The 19454-nt window shown below is 60.9% G+C and carries 20 protein-coding genes; 9 read left to right on the top strand and 11 right to left on the bottom strand.

Annotation, left to right across the window (positions count from 1 at the left end; translation table 11 throughout):
• Positions 1 to 45 precede the first annotated feature (45 nt).
• Positions 46 to 1830, bottom strand: a complete 1785-nt coding sequence (gene aspS, locus HJ536_RS12325; protein WP_176854966.1) for an aspartate--tRNA ligase — start codon at positions 1828 to 1830, stop codon at positions 46 to 48.
• A gap of 101 nt (positions 1831 to 1931) precedes the next feature.
• Complete coding sequence (locus HJ536_RS12320; protein WP_177157940.1) at positions 1932 to 2486, bottom strand: GNAT family N-acetyltransferase; 555 nt, start codon at positions 2484 to 2486, stop codon at positions 1932 to 1934.
• Between the two features lie 331 nt (positions 2487 to 2817).
• Here HJ536_RS12320 and HJ536_RS12315 point away from each other — a divergent pair, with 331 nt between their 5' ends.
• Positions 2818 to 3201 carry a hypothetical protein gene (locus HJ536_RS12315; protein ID WP_177157939.1) on the top strand — a complete coding sequence of 128 codons (384 nt, stop codon included), beginning with the start codon at positions 2818 to 2820 and terminating at the stop codon, positions 3199 to 3201.
• 188 nt (positions 3202 to 3389) lie between these two features.
• On the opposite strand, the gene HJ536_RS12310 is transcribed toward HJ536_RS12315, so the two are convergent.
• Both HJ536_RS12310 and HJ536_RS12305 read right to left on the bottom strand, forming a co-directional pair.
• A complete protein-coding gene (locus tag HJ536_RS12310) occupies positions 3390 to 4028 on the bottom strand; it encodes an aminotransferase class IV family protein (RefSeq protein WP_177157938.1) in 639 nt (212 codons plus the stop codon).
• On the bottom strand, positions 3983 to 5104 hold the full coding sequence (locus HJ536_RS12305; RefSeq protein WP_177157937.1) for an aminodeoxychorismate synthase component I: 1122 nt from the start codon (positions 5102 to 5104) through the stop codon (positions 3983 to 3985). Before HJ536_RS12305 ends, HJ536_RS12310 begins: the two co-directional genes overlap by 46 nt.
• Before the next feature lie 249 nt (positions 5105 to 5353).
• Here HJ536_RS12305 and carB point away from each other — a divergent pair, with 249 nt between their 5' ends.
• Positions 5354 to 8683 (top strand): carbamoyl-phosphate synthase large subunit, encoded by a 3330-nt coding sequence (gene carB, locus HJ536_RS12300; RefSeq protein ID WP_177157936.1) that lies wholly within the window; start codon positions 5354 to 5356, stop codon positions 8681 to 8683.
• A 52-nt stretch (positions 8684 to 8735) separates the two neighbouring features.
• Positions 8736 to 9698 carry a hypothetical protein gene (locus tag HJ536_RS12295; protein WP_177157935.1) on the top strand — a complete coding sequence of 321 codons (963 nt, stop codon included), beginning with the start codon at positions 8736 to 8738 and terminating at the stop codon, positions 9696 to 9698.
• A gap of 174 nt (positions 9699 to 9872) precedes the next feature.
• Here the strand turns inward: HJ536_RS12295 and HJ536_RS12290 are convergent, their stop codons facing one another.
• Positions 9873 to 10322, bottom strand: a complete 450-nt coding sequence (locus tag HJ536_RS12290; RefSeq protein ID WP_177157934.1) for a BrnA antitoxin family protein — start codon at positions 10320 to 10322, stop codon at positions 9873 to 9875.
• 133 nt (positions 10323 to 10455) lie between these two features.
• On the opposite strand from HJ536_RS12290, the gene HJ536_RS12285 reads away from it, so the two are divergent.
• Positions 10456 to 11049: a thymidine kinase gene (locus HJ536_RS12285; RefSeq protein WP_177157933.1), complete on the top strand. Its 594-nt coding sequence runs from the start codon at positions 10456 to 10458 to the stop codon at positions 11047 to 11049.
• A gap of 27 nt (positions 11050 to 11076) precedes the next feature.
• Here HJ536_RS12285 and HJ536_RS12280 read toward each other — a convergent pair whose 3' ends face one another.
• The 5 genes from HJ536_RS12280 to HJ536_RS12260 all read right to left on the bottom strand — a co-directional run bounded on the left by HJ536_RS12280 (position 11077) and on the right by HJ536_RS12260 (position 14260).
• Complete coding sequence (locus tag HJ536_RS12280; protein ID WP_177157932.1) at positions 11077 to 12030, bottom strand: 2-hydroxyacid dehydrogenase; 954 nt, start codon at positions 12028 to 12030, stop codon at positions 11077 to 11079.
• Complete coding sequence (locus tag HJ536_RS12275) at positions 12024 to 12362, bottom strand: tRNA-binding protein (RefSeq protein ID WP_177157931.1); 339 nt, start codon at positions 12360 to 12362, stop codon at positions 12024 to 12026. The genes HJ536_RS12280 and HJ536_RS12275 overlap by 7 nt, the downstream gene beginning before the upstream one ends.
• Positions 12355 to 13167: a pyrroline-5-carboxylate reductase gene (proC, locus tag HJ536_RS12270; RefSeq protein ID WP_177157930.1), complete on the bottom strand. Its 813-nt coding sequence runs from the start codon at positions 13165 to 13167 to the stop codon at positions 12355 to 12357. The genes HJ536_RS12275 and proC overlap by 8 nt, the downstream gene beginning before the upstream one ends.
• Positions 13168 to 13227: 60 nt before the next feature.
• Entirely contained in the window at positions 13228 to 13728 is a 501-nt protein-coding gene (locus tag HJ536_RS12265) for a type III secretion system chaperone family protein (protein ID WP_176854953.1), read from the bottom strand.
• A 286-nt stretch (positions 13729 to 14014) separates the two neighbouring features.
• The gene (locus HJ536_RS12260; protein WP_177157929.1) at positions 14015 to 14260 is read right to left on the bottom strand and encodes an accessory factor UbiK family protein; all 246 of its coding nucleotides are present in this window, start codon (positions 14258 to 14260) and stop codon (positions 14015 to 14017) included.
• Between the two features lie 96 nt (positions 14261 to 14356).
• Between HJ536_RS12260 and lgt the strand changes: the two genes are divergently transcribed.
• The 4 genes from lgt (at position 14357) to HJ536_RS12240 (ending at position 17321) form a co-directional block, all read left to right on the top strand.
• Positions 14357 to 15226 (top strand): prolipoprotein diacylglyceryl transferase, encoded by an 870-nt coding sequence (gene lgt, locus HJ536_RS12255; RefSeq protein ID WP_177157928.1) that lies wholly within the window; start codon positions 14357 to 14359, stop codon positions 15224 to 15226.
• Positions 15223 to 16290: a class I SAM-dependent methyltransferase gene (locus HJ536_RS12250; protein WP_177157927.1), complete on the top strand. Its 1068-nt coding sequence runs from the start codon at positions 15223 to 15225 to the stop codon at positions 16288 to 16290. Before lgt ends, HJ536_RS12250 begins: the two co-directional genes overlap by 4 nt.
• A 2-nt stretch (positions 16291 to 16292) precedes the next feature.
• Positions 16293 to 17048: a peptidoglycan editing factor PgeF gene (pgeF, locus tag HJ536_RS12245; protein WP_176854949.1), complete on the top strand. Its 756-nt coding sequence runs from the start codon at positions 16293 to 16295 to the stop codon at positions 17046 to 17048.
• A 132-nt stretch (positions 17049 to 17180) separates the two neighbouring features.
• Positions 17181 to 17321, top strand: a complete 141-nt coding sequence (locus tag HJ536_RS12240) for a hypothetical protein (RefSeq protein ID WP_177157926.1) — start codon at positions 17181 to 17183, stop codon at positions 17319 to 17321.
• A gap of 425 nt (positions 17322 to 17746) precedes the next feature.
• Here HJ536_RS12240 and HJ536_RS12235 read toward each other — a convergent pair whose 3' ends face one another.
• Positions 17747 to 18247: an Lrp/AsnC family transcriptional regulator gene (locus HJ536_RS12235; protein ID WP_176854947.1), complete on the bottom strand. Its 501-nt coding sequence runs from the start codon at positions 18245 to 18247 to the stop codon at positions 17747 to 17749.
• 204 nt (positions 18248 to 18451) lie between these two features.
• Here HJ536_RS12235 and trxB point away from each other — a divergent pair, with 204 nt between their 5' ends.
• Entirely contained in the window at positions 18452 to 19396 is a 945-nt protein-coding gene (trxB, locus tag HJ536_RS12230) for a thioredoxin-disulfide reductase (RefSeq protein WP_177157925.1), read from the top strand.
• Positions 19397 to 19454 lie beyond the last annotated feature (58 nt).

Here is a 19454-nt window from a genome sequence, read left to right as displayed (position 1 = left end):
CCTCGTGATCGTTTGTAATATCGGCACAATCGCGCCGTTTGGACCTTAATCCTGCGGAATGACGCGCAGGTTCAGCTCCATCAGCTGGTCCGAGGTCGGATCGCTGGGGGCGTTCATCATCAGGTCTTCAGCGCGCTGGTTCATCGGGAACATGATGACTTCGCGGATGTTGGCCTCGTCGGCCAGCAGCATGACGATGCGGTCGATACCGGCCGCGCAACCACCGTGCGGAGGCGCGCCGTATTTGAACGCGTTAACCATACCGCCGAAACGCTTATTGACCTCGTCGGCGCCATAGCCAGCGATTTCAAAGGCGCGGTACATGATTTCCGGCTTGTGGTTCCGGATTGCGCCCGACACCAGCTCGTAGCCGTTACACGCCAGATCGTACTGGTAGCCGCGCACGTCCAGCGGGTTGCCTTCCAGCGCTTCCATGCCGCCTTGGGGCATCGAGAACGGGTTGTGTTCAAAGTCGATCTTGCCGGTCTCTTCGTCGGCCGCATAGATCGGGAAGTCCACGATCCAAGCAAACGCAAAGCGGTCCTTGTCGGTCAGGCCCAGCTCTTCGCCGATGACGGTGCGGGCCTTGCCTGCCACGCGCTCGAAGCTGGCGGGTTTCCCACCCAAGAAGAACGCGGCATCTCCCACGTCCAGTCCCAGCTGCTGACGGATCGCTTCGGTACGCTCGGGGCCGATGTTTTTCGCCAGCGGGCCGGCGGCTTCCATCTCGCCGTTGTCGCCTGCGCGCCAGAAGATATAGCCCATACCGGGCAGACCTTCCTTCTGGGCAAAGGCGTTCATGCGGTCACAGAACTTGCGGCTGCCGCCGGTGGGCGCGGGGATCGCGCGGATTTCGGTGCCGTCCTGCTCCAGCAGCTTGGCGAAAATCGCAAAGCCCGAGCCACGGAAGTGGTCCGAAACAACCTGCATCTTGATGGGGTTACGCAGGTCGGGCTTGTCGGTGCCGTACCACAGCGCCGCGTCCTTGTAGCTGATCTGTTCCCAGTCAGCCGCTGCGTCCACTTTCTTGCCGCCGCCGAATTCTTCGAAGATGCCAGCGATGACGGGCGCGATGGTGTCGAACACGTCCTGCTGGGTCACGAACGACATTTCCATGTCGAGCTGGTAGAAGTCGGTGGGCGAACGGTCCGCACGGGGGTCTTCGTCACGGAAGCAGGGCGCGATCTGGAAGTATTTGTCGTAGCCCGACACCATGATCAGCTGCTTGAACTGCTGGGGTGCCTGCGGCAGCGCATAGAACTTGCCGGGGTGCAGACGCGACGGCACGAGGAAGTCGCGCGCGCCTTCGGGCGACGATGCGGTGATGATCGGGGTCTGGTATTCGCGGAACTTCTTGTCCCACATCCGGCGGCGCATGGACGCAACCACGTCAGAACGCAGGGTCATGTTGCGCTGCAGCTTCTCGCGGCGCAGATCGAGGTAACGGTACCGCAGGCGGGTTTCCTCGGGGTATTCCTGATCACCGAACACCATCAGCGGCAGTTCTTCGGCTTTGCCCAGAACTTCGATGTCACGGACAAAGACTTCGACTTCGCCGGTCGGGATCTTGGGGTTCACCAGCTCGGGGTCACGCGCTTTGACGTTGCCGTCGATGCGGATACACCATTCGCTGCGGACCTTCTCGACGTCCTTGAAAACGGGGCTGTCGGGGTCACACAGAACCTGCGTCACGCCATAGTGGTCGCGCAGGTCGATAAACAGAATGCCGCCGTGGTCACGGACACGGTGCACCCAGCCCGACAGGCGGACGGTTTCACCAACGTTGTCTTTGTTCAGGTCAGCGCAGGTGTGGCTGCGATAGGTGTGCATCAGGCTCTCCCGGACGGGTGGTATCAAGTTGCAGCCGATACACATGCCCGCGCCCCAGAAGTCAAGAGAAGCCGCCCGTTTTGGCGGCTCCAAGGCCCGTTTCAGGCGCCAGCGCGCTCGGCCATGGCCGCCGCCCAGCTGTCCGCCGTGATGGTGTAGCACTCATAAAGGGCCAGACCGGTACCCAGATCCAGTTCCGCGTCATACTGGTGCACGGCCCCCAGACGGGTGCTGGCAATCTGCGAGCGCAGGTTATCAGGCGCAATATGCAGCCAGACGCGGGGGCGGCTCTCCAGCACATGGCCCACCATCAGCGCCTTCATCCGCCGGTTCCACGACCCGCCCCAATAGGCACAGTCCAAAAAGGTGAACCCGATCGCCACATCCCCGGGCTGGTCCGGCACCGCGTAAAACCGCGAACACCCGATGATGCGCCCGCTCTCGGCCTCGACCGCAACCAGCACATCCCCCGCATGAAGTAGGAAATCGAAATAGGGCCAAAAGGCCTCGCGCTGGTACCGGCCCTTGGCGGGATGCTGCGCCCACGTGGCCGGATCAGAGGCCGCCTGATACAGGCCCTCGCGGTCTTCGATGGTCAAAGGGCGCATTTCCAGCACCCCGTCCGCCACTTTTATATCAGAAAAAAATCCGTCCATTCCGGCACCCTCGCGCAGACAGTCTAACAGATCAGGGCAATAGCCTGCACCCGACTCTGCCGCCATGTCCACATTTTCAACTGAGGACAGGTCCAATCGGCGCTCGCGGCCAATCGCGGCGCATCACACAAAGGTGACGGAAACTTACCGCCGGTCATGCGTTCACCTAACTGAATATGAACGACCACCGCGACGGGGCACGAAAACCGCCCCGTACTATCACCCAGCGACCCGACAGGGCCACAACCACAGGACCGTCAGCCAGACCGGACTTCATGATCTGCTCCTGACCATTGCGCCGCGTTACCGGCAAAGAAACAGAGGCCAACCCATGCTCCAGTCCCCGACCCGCGAGATTGCCAAAAGCTGGTTCACCACCAGCCCGGACGCCACCGAGAGCCGCGCCATCGCGATCATCCCCGGCCATAACGGAGCCCCGCCCCTGCCCGCGCACATGCTGTCCCTGATTGCGGACAAACTGGATGCGCCGGTAGAGCTCTATTTTTCCTCTGCCGCCGAAGCGCAGGCCTACCTAGCCTCGGACGCCCACAGCGCCGAGATCGCCCTCATCATCAGCGACGCCCCCCTGAGCGGCCCCTTGGCCACCCTACCGGCGCTCTGCACCACAGACCTGACGCCCGCGACCCCGCTGCCGGACCTGCTGCGCCAGATCAACGCCCTGACCGGCCGCGCCGCCCCCCGCCGCGCCGCCTGACTTTGACGATTACCTGCCTGACTGCCGACTAACGGGCGCCCACCAATGCTGGTGTGGCGCCTCTTTTTTCGGTCGGGATATTTTGAGTATTTTAAGCAAAAAGAAGCCGGAACCTTTCGCTTCTTTTTGCTCTAAATACTCAACTGCACTGGCGTTTTCGCAGCGCAAACTTCTGAGGTGACGCTCTGTCAGACCAGCCGTACGCGGATCAACCCGCGCAGGGAGTTGCCGACATAGAGCGCGGCTGCGGACTTCAGATCATCCAGCGTCAGGTGCCCGATCCGCGCCTCGCCCGCGCAGATCATGGTGGACCGCAGCACTCCGGGCAGGAGGCCGTCCGAGATGGGCGGCGTGATCAGTCCTTGGCCCAGATCGGCGAAGATGTTGGTGATGGTGCCTTCGCACACGTTCCCGCCTGTGTTCAGGTAGATCAGTTCGTCCACATCCGCGGGCAAGGCCGCGCGATCGGTGTCGTAAAGCTGTCTTTGGGTGGTTTTCACGCCCAGCCACGGGTTCGCCGCATCGAGCCGCGTGTCGGCGATGGCCAGCCGCCAGACGGTGCCTTCGGGGAACGGGGTATAGGGGCCAGAGGTAATCTCGGCCTGCCCTTTTGCGTCCACCGTCAGGCGCACCCGTGCGGGGCCGTTGGCGGTGAAGGTGGACAGTACGCCCTCCACCCCGACCGGAGTGATCCCCAGTCGCCCAGCCGCGTGGGCCAGACGTTTCAGGTGGGTGCTACCGCGCTGGAACCCGCCTTCGGGGGTCCAGAGCATCGTTTCGATCAGACGGAAGCCGGGATCGGCAGGCGGGCGTAGCGGGCTTTCCATAGGGCTTCCTCGTATTCGCTATCGGCGGTGGAGTCCCAGACGACCCCGCCCCCCACGTTCAAGGTCACATCCGCGCCGTCCACCAGCAAGGTCCGGATCGCCACGTTGAATTCCGACCGCCCGTCAGGGGCCATCCAGCCGATGGACCCGCAGTAGATATCACGGGGCCCATGTTCCAACTCGTGGATGATTTCCATGGCGCGGACCTTGGGCGCGCCGGTGATCGATCCGCAGGGAAACAGCGCAGTCATAATGTCAGCGAAACCAACACCATCGCGCAGCTGCGCCCGCACCAGAGAGGTCATCTGGTGCACCGTCGCATAGCTTTCCACGTGAAAGAGTTCGGGCACTTTGACCGATCCGGCCACCGACACGCGGCTGACGTCATTGCGCAGAAGGTCCACGATCATCAGGTTCTCGGCGCGGTTCTTGTCGTCCTGAGCCAGCCAAGCCTTGCGGCGCGCATCCTCGGTGGCGTCATCACTACGGGGCTGGGTGCCCTTCATCGGGCGGGTCTCGATCACGCCATCCGCCGAAGTGCGGAAGAACAGCTCGGGGCTGCGCGACAGCAGGGCGGGCAGATCGCCTTGGACCACCAGCGCCCCGTGTTTGACCGGCTGCACATCGGCCAAGGCCGCATAGAGGGCCTCGGGCGTGCCCGAACACCGCGCCGTCATCGGAAACGTCAGGTTCACCTGATAGATGTCGCCCGCACCGATATAGTCATGGAGCCGCCCGAACGCCGCCGCATAGGCGCCCGCGTCCCACACAGGGGCCACATCCGTGAGCCCCGCATCGCCCCGAGCCAGCCCGCGCGCCACGGGTGCCTCGTACACCCCGAACCGCATCAGCGGCAGCGGACGCCCCGTCGGCATCAGCGCGGCCAAGCGCGGCTCCAAAGCATATCCCAGCTCATAGGTCGCATAGCCCGCAACCCACGCGCCCTCTGCCCGCGCCGCATCCACGGCGGCCAAAGCAGCGGTCACCTGATCTGCCGACCACGCCTCGATCACCGACGCGGGGGCGTCGAAACAGGTGCCTTCCCCTGCTGGTCCATGATCGAAACGAATCTGCAACACACATTCCCCTTGGGTCTTGTTCGCGGGACTTAGGGGATTACACGCGCAAGGACAGGAAAGAAAACGCCCCCCGCGCGATTTTTTCCGTCCTTTTTGCGGTTATCCCGCCGAATGCCCTTTTGCGATCTTTACCGCAGGCCAACTTAGGGCCTATCCCCCCTTGCGAACGGGGCGTCGATGTCTATAACGCACGACAATTTGCGCGACCCCTTCCGCGCCCGATCTGCCAGCCTGAGGATACCGAACATGCCGAAAAGAACCGATATCAGCTCGATCATGATCATCGGAGCCGGACCGATCATCATTGGTCAGGCCTGCGAATTCGACTACTCTGGCGCACAGGCTTGTAAAGCCCTGCGCGAAGAAGGCTACCGCGTCATCCTCGTGAACTCGAACCCGGCGACCATCATGACCGACCCCGGTCTGGCCGACGCCACCTACATCGAGCCCATCACCCCCGAGGTCGTCGCCAAGATCATCGAAAAAGAGCGCCCCGATGCGCTGCTGCCCACCATGGGCGGCCAAACCGGCCTGAACACCGCACTGGCGCTGGCCGACATGGGCGTTCTCGAAGAGTTCGGCGTTGAACTGATCGGCGCCAACCGCGAAGCCATTGAAAAGGCCGAAGACCGCGCCCTGTTCCGCGTTGCGATGGAAAAGATCGGTCTGGAAAACCCCCGCGCGACCATCATCACCGCGCCCAAAAACGGCAAGACCTTCGACCTCGAGGCCGGCGTTGCCAAGGCGCTCGAGGCGCTGGAAGAGATCGGTCTGCCCGCGATCATCCGCCCTGCCTTTACCCTTGGCGGCACCGGCGGCGGCGTGGCGTACAACCGCGAAGACTACATCCACTACTGCCGCACCGGCATGGACGCGTCCCCCGTGGGTCAGATCCTTGTCGATGAATCGCTGCTGGGCTGGAAAGAATACGAGATGGAAGTGGTCCGCGACAAAGCGGATAACGCCATCATCGTTTGCTCGATCGAAAACATCGACCCCATGGGCGTGCACACCGGCGACTCGATCACCGTGGCTCCTGCGCTGACCCTGACCGACAAAGAATACCAGATGATGCGCACCGCCTCGATCGCAGTTCTGCGCGAGATCGGCGTTGAAACCGGCGGTTCGAACGTTCAGTGGGCCGTGAACCCCAAGGACGGCCGCATGGTCGTCATCGAAATGAACCCCCGCGTGTCGCGTTCGTCGGCGCTGGCGTCCAAGGCCACCGGCTTCCCCATCGCGAAAATCGCGGCGAAGCTGGCTGTCGGCTACACACTGGACGAGCTGGACAACGACATCACCAAAGTGACCCCTGCGTCGTTCGAACCCACCATCGACTACGTCGTCACCAAAATCCCGCGCTTCGCGTTCGAGAAATTCCCCGGCTCCGAGCCGAACCTGACCACCGCAATGAAGTCGGTCGGTGAGGCAATGGCGATCGGCCGCACCATCCACGAGTCGATGCAGAAAGCACTGGCCTCGCTGGAAACCGGCCTGACCGGCTTTGACGAGATCGAAATCCCCGGCGCGCCCGACGTGGCTGCCGTGGTCAAGAAGCTGTCGGAAAAGACCCCCGATCGTCTGCGCGTGATCGCTCAGGCCATGCGCGAAGGTCTGTCGAACGACCAGATCCAGGCGGCCACCGCCTTTGATCCGTGGTTCCTGGCCCGCATCCGCGAAATCGTGGACGCCGAAGCCGAGATCAAGAAAAACGGCCTGCCCGTCACCGAAGAAGGCCTGCGCCGCGTCAAGATGCTGGGCTTCACCGATGCCCGTCTGGCCAAGCTGACCGGCCGCGACGAAGCGCAGGTTCGCCGCGCCCGCCGCAATCTGGGCGTTGTCGCCCAGTTCAAGCGCATCGACACCTGCGCCGCCGAATTCGAGGCGCAGACCCCCTACATGTACTCGACCTACGAGACCCCCGTCATGGGCGAGCCCGAGTGCGAGGCACGCCCCAGCGACCGCAAAAAGGTCGTCATCCTTGGCGGTGGCCCGAACCGTATCGGTCAGGGCATCGAGTTCGACTACTGCTGCTGTCACGCCTGCTACGCGCTCAGCGATGTTGGTTATGAAACCATCATGATCAACTGCAACCCCGAGACCGTGTCCACCGACTACGACACCTCGGACCGTCTGTACTTCGAGCCCCTGACGCTGGAGCACGTGCTGGAAATCCTGCGCGTCGAGATGTCGAACGGCAACCTGCAGGGCGTCATCGTCCAGTTCGGCGGCCAGACCCCGCTGAAGCTGGCCAATGCTCTGGAAGAAGAAGGTATCCCGATCCTCGGCACCTCGCCCGACGCGATCGACCTTGCCGAAGACCGCGAGCGTTTCCAGGATCTGGTGAACCGTCTGGGCCTCAAGCAGCCCAACAACGGCATCGCCTCGACCGACGAAGAAGCCTTCAAGATCGCTGAACAGATCGGTTACCCGCTGGTGATCCGCCCCTCCTATGTTCTGGGTGGCCGCGCCATGGAAATCGTCCGCGACCTGCCCCAGCTGCAGCGCTACATCCGCGAGGCCGTCGTCGTCTCCGGTGACAGCCCCGTCCTGCTGGACAGCTACCTGTCGGGCGCAACCGAGATCGACGTCGACGCCCTGTCCGACGGCACCAACGTGCACGTCACCGGCATCATGCAGCACATCGAAGAGGCCGGCGTTCATTCGGGCGACTCTGCCTGTTCGCTGCCCCCCTACTCGCTGCCCAAAGACATCGTCGAAGAGATCAAGCGTCAGGCCGTCGCTCTGGCCCTCGAACTGAACGTCGTCGGCCTGATGAACGTCCAGTTCGCGGTCAAAGACGGCGAGGTCTACCTGATCGAAGTGAACCCCCGCGCCAGCCGCACCGTTCCCTTCGTCGCCAAGGCCACCGACAGCGCCATCGCCTCGATCGCAGCCCGCGTCATGGCAGGCGAGCCGCTGACCAACTTCCCGATGCGCGCCCCCTACCCCGCGGGCACCGACGTGGACACCGAGCTGCCGATCGCCGACCAGATGACTCTGGCCGACCCGAACATGCCCTGGTTCTCCGTCAAAGAGGCCGTGCTGCCCTTCGCCCGTTTCCCCGGCGTTGACACCATCCTCGGGCCGGAAATGCGCTCCACCGGCGAAGTCATGGGCTGGGACCGCAGCTTCCCCCGCGCCTTCCTCAAGGCCCAGCTGGGCGCCGGCACCATCCTCCCCGAGGAAGGCCGCGTGTTCATCTCGATCAAGAACGACGACAAGACCGCCCAGATGCTCGAGGCCGCACAGATCCTCGTGAAAATGGGCTTCGAGATCGTCGCGACCCGTGGCACCGCCCAGTGGCTGAACGGCCACGAGGTTCCCGCCACCGAGATCGCCAAAGTCTATGAGGGCCGCCCCAACATCGTCGACATGATGAAGGACGGGCGCATTGATCTGGTCTTCAACACCACCGAAGGCGCACAATCCGTGGCCGACAGCCGCGAAATCCGCTCGGTGGCGCTCTATGACAAGATCCCCTACTTCACCACCGCCGCCGGCGCCCACGCCGCCACGCTGGCCATGCAGGCCCGCGAAGAAGGCGATATCGAAGTGAGATCGCTTCAGGGTTGACAGGCACAACCTAATAGTGAAATGACCTCTCTGTTACGGCAGGGAGGTCATTTTGAATTTCAAGACCAAAGAAAAAATAAAGACCTATGCGACGCGCGCATTGGTGTTTTATGCCGTCGCTATTATTTACTTTACATTCTTTAATTACGGCGACACGCTTCTCAGCAATATACTCGGCTCATACAATAAGCCATCCTTCGCCGTACAAGCTGGCTCCCTATTACTCTTCTCCACCCTTGCATTTTTTGTTGCAGTGACGCCTTTTTATTTGCTGCGTCGGATACTGACTGGAGGAAAGAAAGATGAGCGTTCATACGAATCCATTCGAAATGATCACGTTGACTTAAAAACGAGTAGTGAACTCAATCCCAACGGAACGGATCATCTGAAATTCAAATCCGCTGACGGCGATACAAATGCAGACACTGAAATATTCAGAATTCTTTCCGAATTGCGTCAAAGATTGAGCGAACAGCCCGAGATACTTGGACGCAGAGCAAATTTCTCATTAATTATTGGAGTTATGATAGCATTCTTAGTTATGGTTGCTTTTGGCGTGCTATCAGGAGTTTTCTCTATCCCATTAGATCTACTCTCCGCTGCAAGCACGAACAACGCTAATGGCGCCGGAGAATTCGACAAAAGCACTAGCCCCACTGAAGCTATTCTACATTACCTCCCAAAGCTATCTCTTCTCATAATCGGGGAAACTGTTGCTTTCTTTTTTCTCCGCCTGCACTCAAGGACGATTTCAGAAATCAGATTTTTTCAAAATGAACTCTCTAGTATTGAACTAAAATTGCTTTCGTTTTTGCAAATAAGACAAAACGGAACAAAGGAGCAGGCAATGCAAATTTGCGAAGCACTCATTCTGTGTGAGCGAAATACGCATCTAGCGAATGGAGAGACGACTGTTGAAATAGAGCTGGAAAAAGCAAATCAGAGATCTTTCGAAAACTACTCCTCACAACTTAGCAAAGTACTGAAGAGCGCAAGCAACCGCCCCAAGCAATAGCACAGCCCCTCGATCTGATCAAAATTGCGAAACCTCTGATCGTTCCATCACTCGCTGTTTGTCTGTAGTTGCGATATGTCATATGCGTAGTGTTCTAGAGAATTTGCAGATAGTCCTCACACAAATTCTCCATTTCATATGTGTATTGAGCTTTTCCGACTGTATCTCGCTCTCTCACCCATCCCCCTTCTTCGCCCGCCGAGCCTCAGCCCGCCGGTCGATCTCCGCATCAAACGCCGCCTCGGCCCGATCATAATCCCCGAACTGTGGGCGCATCTCGTCCTTGCGCTGGATATTGCTTTCCTGAAATTCCTCGGTGGTATCCCGTGCGTGGATCAGCCCCGACAGGCGCGCCAGCATAAAGGCCACCAGCACATCGTTCATCCGCGTGGTGTACCCTGCCCCCTGTTTTTTAAAGAACCGCACCACGTCCTCTTCGACCCACAGGGTGACCTTCTTTTTGCGTCCTGCGTGGCGGCGGGAATAGATTTCGCGCCATTCGTCGGGGATGCGGTTGCCGCTGATGATCGGTTGGTGCAGGTCCCATTCCAGTTGGGCTAGGACATCCATCAGGTAGCCGTGGTTCTGGCGTTGGGTTCGGGTTTTGATATCGGGGATGATCAAGGGGCACCTCTGGGTCGGTTTGGGTGGCTAACCGTCCGCAAATTTGCTTAAGAGGGGCCCAAGGCAGCGTGCGGAACGTCATGACGGGTGCCATACGCCAGCCAGACCGGAACCAGACCTCGGAAGACGACCCATGGCGAAGCTCTATTTCCACTATTCCACAATGAATGCGGGCAAATCGACCGTATTGCTGCAAGCATCGCATAACTACTTGGAAAGAGGCATGAAAACCTACCTCCTCACCGCCGCCATCGACGGCCGCGCAGGGGTGGGACGCATCGCCAGCCGCATTGGCATCAGCGCCGAGGCCGATGTGTTTAACCCACTGGAAAACCTACAGGAAAAAGTCCTGAACCGCCTCAAAGAGGGCGAAATCACCTGCATTTTCGTGGACGAAGCCCAGTTCCTGACCGAAGACCAAGTATGGCAACTTGCCCGTATCGTCGACGATTTGACGATACCGGTCATGTGCTACGGCTTACGCGTTGATTTTCTTGGAAAACTCTTCCCCGGCTCCGCAGCTCTGCTCGCGATCGCCGACGAAATGCGAGAAGTCCGCACAATCTGTCATTGCGGCAAAAAAGCCACCATGGTGATCCGAAAATCCCCCGACGGCACCGTCCAAACCTCTGGAAACCAAGTACAAATTGGCGGCAACGAAACCTACATCAGCCTCTGCCGCCGCCACTTCCGAGAGGCCACGGGCGACGCCAATATCGCCCCCTAACCTCTTTCTTGGCCCAAATACCCAAATTCAAACCGGATTCAACAATTCCCGCCCTTCAGCGAACGCAACCAAATTCGCCACAGCCACCATCCCCATCGCCTCGCGCACTGCCAACGCTGCCGTCCCTAAATGAGGAAGCAGTACAACGTCGGGCCGCGCAATTAACGCTTCGGGAACCTCTGGCTCGTATTCATAGACATCAAGGCCAGCGCCCGCGATTTCCCCGGCCTCTAGCGCCGCGATCAAGGCAGCCTCATCCACCACGTCGCCTCGAGCGATGTTAACCAGGTAACCCTTCGGTCCCAGCGCCTTTAACACGTCCGCATTTACCAGATGGCGCGTCTCTGCGCCGCCGGGAACAGCCACGACCAACACATCCACTGCGGCGGCCAGCTCTGCCGCTGACGGGTGCCACGACGTTTCCATCACCGCCTCCTTGGGCGATCGGGAACAATAGTGCACCGACATATCGAAGCCATAGTGGCACCGGCGCGCAATCGCTTGGCCGATCCGACCCATGCCCAGAATGCCCACGCGCTTGCCCGTCAGGTGCATCCCCAGCATCTGGGTGGGGTGCCAGCCGGTCCAGCCACCAGAGCGTACCAGACGCTCGCCCTCGCCTGCGCGGCGGGTCGCAATCAGCATTAACGTCAGCGCAATATCCGCCGTTGCATCAGTTACAGCGCCGGGTGTGTTGGTCACCAAGACCCCGGCAGCCCGCGCAGCACCCACATCAATGTGATTAAACCCGACGCCAAAGTTCGCCAGCAGCCGACAACGGGGCGCGTCCACCGCAGAAAACACCTCTGCGCTGTAAAGATCGCGAAGGGTCGGCAAAACCACGTCATAATCGCGCAAACTGGCCGTCATTTCATCGAAAGACATGGGCAATTCGCTGGAACGCACCGTCATGTCAAAACGGCCTTTCAACGCTTCCAGTACTTTTTCAGGCAGCGGACGGGTCACAAACAGCTTCAGCATAGGCGGGCTCCTTCGGGGGCGTCTTTGTCGGGAACGGCCAGAACGACGGCGTCACTCTCATCGTGGAAACCCAGCACCAGAACCTCGGACATGAACTTGCCGATCTGGCGCGGAGGGAAATTCACCACGCCCATCACCCGTTTCCCAATCAGGTCCTCGGGGGTGTAGTGGACAGTGATCTGGGCCGAACTGCGCTTCTCGCCGATCTCGGGGCCGAAATCGATCCAAAGCTTGATCGCGGGCTTGCGGGCCTCGGGGTAAGGCTCCGCCCGCACGATGCGGCCTACGCGGATGTCGACTTTGGCGAAGTCCTCATAGGTGATCTCAGCCACGACCCAGCTCCCGGCTACGCTCTGCGGCGGCGGCAACGGTCGCACGGACCAAGAACGGCAGGCCGCTTTCGCCATTCATCAGAACCTCGAGCCCCGCTTGGGTGGTGCCGTTCGGGCTGGTCACGTTCACACGCAGCTGCGCGGGGCTTTCGTCCGCAGCCTCGGCCAGCGCGCCAGAGCCTGCGACGGTCGCCTTGGCCAGCTTCATTGCCAGTCCGGGCGACAACCCCTCGGCCTCACCAGCCGCGGCAAGGCATTCGATCATATGGAACACATAGGCCGGTCCCGACCCCGACAGAGCCGTTACAGCGTCCATCTGATCCTCGGCCTCCAGCCGCACGGTCTGACCGACGGCCTGCAAGAGGGCCTCGGACAGGGCCAGCTGATCTTCGGAAACGTTGGCATTGCCGATCAGGGCGGTGATCCCCTGCCCCACGGCAGCGGGGGTGTTGGGCATACAGCGGACGATCGCACTGTCCGCGCCCAATGCGGCCTCGTAGGTGGCCAGAGAGGTGCCCGCAGCCACCGATACAAACAGCGTATTGCTGCCCATCGCGGCCAAGGTCGGCAGGGCCTCGCCCATCATCTGGGGCTTCACAGCGATCAGAACCAAGGCGGGATTGGCGGGCAATTCGGCGTTCACATGGACGCCCTGCGCCTGCACCCAATCCGAGGGGAACGGGTCGATCACCCAGACCGACGTGTTCGGCAAGCCGCCCTTCAGCCAGCCCGCCAACATCGCCGAGCCCATCTTACCACATCCCAGCAGAACAAGGCCGCGTTCGGCCACGTCTTTCATATCCATAAGGAAATCCCCGTAGTTCAGGGGCAGACCACGCCCGCCCCGCCTGAATTCGGGGACAGGTTAGGCGCGCCCGTACGCCTCTGCAATGGCGACTTGCAGGCCGTCTGCGGGCTCTCGTCCACCCCAGGCCACCAGCTGCATCGCAGGGTAGAAGCGTTCGGCATTCGCAACCGCGCCGCTGATCATCAGGTCCACCTGCTCGGGGGTGGCGCACTGACCGCCCGCCATCAGCAGACCATAGCGATAGACCATCAGGCGATGCTTTTCCCAATAGCTGAACGCGCCGGTCCAGACCTGGTCGTTGATCAGGTTCAGGGTCTCATAGACCTGCGGCATCCGATGGAACGGCGGATCCATTTCGAACGTGCAGACCAGACGCAGGGTCTCATCGTAATCCGACCACGCAAGGGTGATCGAATACGTGCGCCACTGGCCCGTAATCGCCATGGCGATCTGGTTGTCGCCAACGCGGTCGAAATCCCAAGCACGATGTTCGGCCAAGGTCTCAACGATGTCGATCGGGTGCAGATCTTCCCCCAGGAATTCTTCCGATAGTGCCATGCCGCCACCTCATTATCTGATTAGTCTTGGGGCGTGGCAGCGCCCCAAGCGCTCGGTGCCTGCTCAAGGAAAAGTGACGCATCGCGTCGACTTCTACGACATATGGTGAGGGTAAATGATTCGCTCGTCCAGCGGTTTTTGCGCACTGAGTCGCAATAAGTTGTGGATAGATCAAAGGCCTAGCCACAGCCAAATCACCAAAACCCCGTTATCCACAAAAGTCAAGGGGCGATACGCATGTACCGCCCCAAGCAAAAAATGCACCCTGATTTCGGGTAAGTGACTCTTAATTCTGGCCTTTTTCCAGCGTGTCCAGACGGGCCTTCAGGGCCTCGTTCTCTTCGCGGGCTTTCTGGGCCATGGCGCGGACCGCGTCGAACTCTTCGCGGGTCACAAAGTCGCGGTCGGCCAGCCAACGGTCCAGCATCGAGCTGACAGCCGTCTCGGCCTCTTGCTTGGCGCCTTGGGCGACACCCATGGCGTTGGTCATCAGTTGCGAAAGATCGTCGAAAATCTTGCCCTTGGTTTGCATTGGTGTCTCCGGCGTTACATTTGCCACCTATATGGGCCTTGGCAGCGGTTTCCTCAACCTTGACTTCGCCTGAAAGACAACGGCACACAGACGCACATGCAGGCTATTATCCCGTACCCCAATTTTTCGCCCGAACTGTTCTCGATCGAGATCGGCGGGTTCGCTTTTGCTCTGCGCTGGTATGCACTGGCCTATATCGCGGGATTGCTGATCGGCTGGCAGCTGATCGTGCAGGCGCTGAAATCGCCCCGCCTGTGGCCCGGTGAACAGCCCCCCATGCCCCCCCGTCAGGTCGAAGACCTGCTGACGTGGATCATCATCGGTGTGATCCTTGGCGGGCGTCTGGGCTTTGTTCTGCTCTACAAGCCCGCCTATTACATGGCCAACCCGTCCGAGATTCTGATGGTCTGGCATGGCGGCATGGCCTTTCACGGCGGGTTCATCGGGGTTGTCGTGGCCTCGTGGCTTTATGCGTCCAAGTACAGCATCCCCAAATGGCAGATGGCCGACGCGCTGGCGATGGCCACCCCTGCGGGCCTGATGCTGGGCCGCATCGCAAACTTCATCAACGCCGAGCTGTGGGGCCGCCCCACCAATGTGCCATGGGCGATGATCTTTCCGACCGACCATCTGGGCCTGCCCCGCCACCCCAGCCAGCTCTACGAAGCGGGCCTCGAGGGGCTCTTGCTGGGCTCTGTCATTCTGTGGATGGTCTGGGGCCGCAAGGTCACCCGCACCCCCGGCATCGTGGCTGGCACCTTCTTTCTGGGCTACGGCCTGTCGCGCTTTGTCGTCGAGTTCTTCCGCGAGAGCGACCCCCAGTTCTACGAGGCAAACCCCCACGGCTATGCCCTATGGGTCGGGGATTTCGGCGTCAGCATGGGTCAGCTTCTGTCCCTGCCCATGGTGATCATCGGCATTTTCATCATTGTCTACGCCCGCAGCCGCAATAGCATCCGCCCATGACCGAACTGCTGAATCATCTTCTGGCGCGCATTGCGTCGCAGGGGCCCATCTCGCTGGCCGAGTATATGAGCACCTGCCTCCTGCACCCCGAGCACGGCTATTACACCACCCGTGACCCCTTGGGCGCGCGCGGCGATTTCACCACCGCGCCGGAAATCAGCCAGATGTTCGGCGAAGTCATCGGCCTTGGCCTTGCCCAAGCGTGGCTGGATCAGGACACCCCCGAACACTTTGTGCTGGCCGAACTGGGGCCGGGCCGCGGATCGCTGATGGCCGACATCCTGCGCGCCACCCGCCGCGTTCCGGGCTTTCACGCCGCCGCCAAGGTCCATCTGGTCGAAGCCTCGCCCGCCCTGCGCAAGGCTCAGGCCGCGCGGCTGGCCGGGTACGCCCCCACATGGCACGACACCGCCGCCGAGTTGCCCGACGATGTGCCGCTCTATCTGGTGGCAAACGAGTTCTTTGACGCCCTGCCGATCCGCCAGTTCCAGCGCACCGCTGACAACTGGAGCGAAATTCTGGTCACCGCGACCGAAGGCCGCCTGACCCGCGCCCGCGCCACCCCCGCGCCGCTGGACGCACTGGCGAACCGCTTGGCCGACACCGCCGAGGGCGATCTGGTCGAAACCTGCGCCCCCGCCCAAGCCATCGCCGCCGAGATCGGCCACCGCATCGCCACCCAAGGCGGCGTCGCGCTGATCATCGATTACGGGGACTGGCGTTCGCAAGGGGACACGTTTCAGGCACTGCGCCGGCATGAATACGCCGATCCCTTGGAAATGCCCGGCCACTCGGACCTGACCGCCCACGTGGATTTCGAGGCCATCGCGCAGGCCGCCGCCCCAGCAAAATATACCCGTCTGACCGGTCAGGGCCTGTTTCTAGAGCGTCTCGGGATCACTGCCCGCGCCCAAGCCTTGGCCCAACACCTGTCTGGCACACCGCTGGAAAACCATATCTCTGCGCATCGCCGCTTGACCCACCCCGAAGAAATGGGAACGCTCTTCAAAGTTCTCGGGCTCTACCCCGAGGGCGCGACACTCCCCGCAGGACTTAGCGAATAACCATGACGCTCGACATTATCTCCCATGATTTGCTGGAACCCACACGCCACGGATTTTTCGGGCGAAAGGGCGGCGCCTCTTCGGGGATTTTTGCGGGCCTGAACTGCGGCGCCGGATCGTCCGACCAAAAGGACATCGTGGCCATCAACCGCGCCCGCGTCGCTGACGCGATGGGGGTCGAGCGCACCAATCTGGTCACCGTCCACCAGACCCACTCGGCCGACGCCATCGTGGTGGACGGCCCGCTGGATGCTCCGGTCGAGGCGGACGGCATCGTCACCCGCACCCCCGGCATCGCCATCGCCATCCTGACCGCCGACTGCCAGCCCGTGCTGTTCCACGACCCCGAGGCAGGCGTGATCGGCGCAGCCCACGCTGGCTGGAAAGGTGCGGTTTCGGGAATTCTGGACGCGACCCTTGATGCAATGGAAAGCATCGGCGCGACCCGTGCTAACATCCGCGCCCTGATCGGCCCCACCATCAGCCAGCGCGCCTACGAAGTTGGCCCTGAATTCTTTGACAATTTCATCGCTGATGATGCGGACAACACCCGCTTCTTTGCCCAAGGCAACGGCGACCGGATGCTGTTCGACCTGCCCTCCTATGGCCTGCACCGCCTGCGCAGCGCGGGCGTCGGCGAGGCGCAATGGACCGGCCACTGCACCTATTCGGACGCGGATCGATTCTACTCGTTCCGCCGCACTTGCCACGCCGGAGAAGCCGATTACGGGCGTCTGATTTCGGCCATTCGCCTCTAGGCTGTGCCTCCCTTGGTGATCCTTGCAAAAACATCAGATCACCACCCTGAATCCCACAACACGCCACAGGTTTGCCGCATTCTCCGGTCAAGCTTCTCGTAAGCAAGAATTAAAGCAACGAGAGCGGTACCCATGAAAGCCAAGACCCGTTTTATCCAGTCGGTCCTGAAAACATCCGCAGATCAAGCAATCGGGCCGATGCCGTGGTCGCGTGGCAAGCCTCGCAAGGCGCAGACCACCAAGCGCATCGAAGAGATCAGAAAGTCTGCCTAAACGAATCACGCGCTCCCGCAAAGCTGCCTTACAGATGCAGCAATTTGCAGAAACGCGAAAACATTAGGTCAGGATTTCAGAACAATTTCACCGGTCCACCCGCCATTGACCACCCATTGGGCGCGGATCTTGGGATTCAATGAAATCTTGCGTCAAATCTTTGACACGCCTGCCGAATTAAGGCATGAATGGGGCAACCTCACCGCAAAGTGAGCTGTCTGCCCCAGCGGGGCAGTCCTTCCAGACCGCAGGCCTCGCGGTTTTTGCCGGAAACGGCGTGTTGAAGTAAAGAGCGATCCCGACGGAGCCTCAACCGTCACACGGGGTCGCTTTTTTCTTTTCCCCTTAGCGTCAACCGAAGGTGCCAAACGAAAACACCCCGCGTCAGGGACAGCGGGGCGTTCATCAAATCTGTGGTAAAACGATCAAGCGTTGCGGCTCAGGCGCTCTTCCAGAACGTCAAAGGGCACGCCGGGCTCGTCCTTTTCGCCGCGAATAACCAGCGATGTCTTCACGCTGGCCACATTATCGGCCTTCAGCAGCTGTTCGGTCAGGAACGACTGGAAGGTGGACAGGTCGGGCGCCACGCATTTCAGCAGGAAATCAACCTCGCCGTTCAGCATGTGGCATTCGCGAACCAGCGGCCAAGCACGGCAACGGGCCTCAAAGGCGCTCAGATCGGCTTCGGCTTGGCTGATCAGACCGACGTTGGCGAAAACCTTGACCTCGAACCCCAGCGCGCGGGCGTCCACATCGGCGTGATAGCCCTTGATGTAGCCGGCCTCTTCGAGCGTGCGAACGCGGCGCAAACACGGCGGCGCAGAGATTCCAACGCGTTTTGCCAGTTCGACATTGGTCATGCGGCCATCTGCCTGCAACTCGGCCAGGATTCTACGATCAATGGGATCTAGTCGTGTTCCGGGCATGGGGCTTTCCTGCTTTTTTGCGAACCTTACACCCACTTACCCTGCTTGCGCAACAATATTTCAACAAAGCGCAAGAAAGTTAAGCGGACTTTCGCGGCCGTTTACCCAAGGTCAGTCACTCTTTGACGACTGCCTCTTTAACCACCGCGGCGGGGCGTCTATATCGTGCGCCTGAGACAAAGACGCAAGACAGAAAGGTGCCCTATGGCCGAGACCCGTCACACCAAGGTTCTGATCATCGGCTCCGGCCCTGCAGGTTACACCGCAGGTGTCTATGCCAGCCGTGCCATGCTGCAGCCCCTGCTGGTTCAGGGCCTCGAGCCCGGCGGTCAGCTGACCACCACCACCGAGGTCGAGAACTGGCCCGGCCACACCGAAATTCAAGGCCCCGAGCTGATGACCAACATGGAAGCCCACGCGCGCGCCATGGGCACCGAAATCATCAGCGATTACATCAGCAAGCTGCATCTGGACGTGCACCCCTTTGTGGCCCACGGCGACAGCGGCACCACCTACACCGCCGATGCGGTCATTCTGGCCACCGGCGCCCGCGCGAAATGGCTGGGCCTGCCGTCGGAAGAAAAGTTCAAAGGTTTCGGCGTGTCTGCTTGCGCGACCTGTGACGGCTTCTTCTATCGCGGCAAAGAGATCGTGGTTATCGGCGGAGGCAACACCGCAGTCGAAGAGGCGCTGTTCCTGACCAACTTCGCCTCCAAAGTGACCCTGATTCACCGCCGCGACTCGCTGCGCGCCGAAAAGATCCTGCAGGACCGCCTGTTCAAGCACGAGAAGATCGAGGTTCTGTGGAACCACTCGATCGAAGAGGTTCTGGGCACCGAAGCCCCCCTCGGCGTCACCGGCGTCAAGGCCAAGCACGTGGACACCGGCGAAATCACCGAAATCCCCTGCGACGGTTTCTTTGTGGCGATCGGCCACGCGCCCGCGAACGAACTGGTCAAGGACGTGCTGGAGCTGCACTCCGGCGGCTACGTGGTTACCAAACCCGACAGCACCGCGACCTCGATCCCCGGTGTGTTCGCGGCGGGCGACCTGACCGACGACAAATACCGTCAGGCGATCACCTCGGCCGGGATGGGCTGTATGGCCGCGCTGGAAGCCGAGCGTTGGCTGGCCGAGCAAGGCGAATAAGACAAAACGGGCCGTCCTTCAGGGCGGCCTTTTTCATTTCAGACCACAGTATATTGGA

The organism is Donghicola mangrovi, assembly GCF_013377535.1.
GTDB classification, from domain to species: Bacteria; Pseudomonadota; Alphaproteobacteria; order Rhodobacterales; family Rhodobacteraceae; genus Donghicola; species Donghicola mangrovi.
This window is presented reverse-complemented; position numbering and strand designations above follow the sequence as displayed.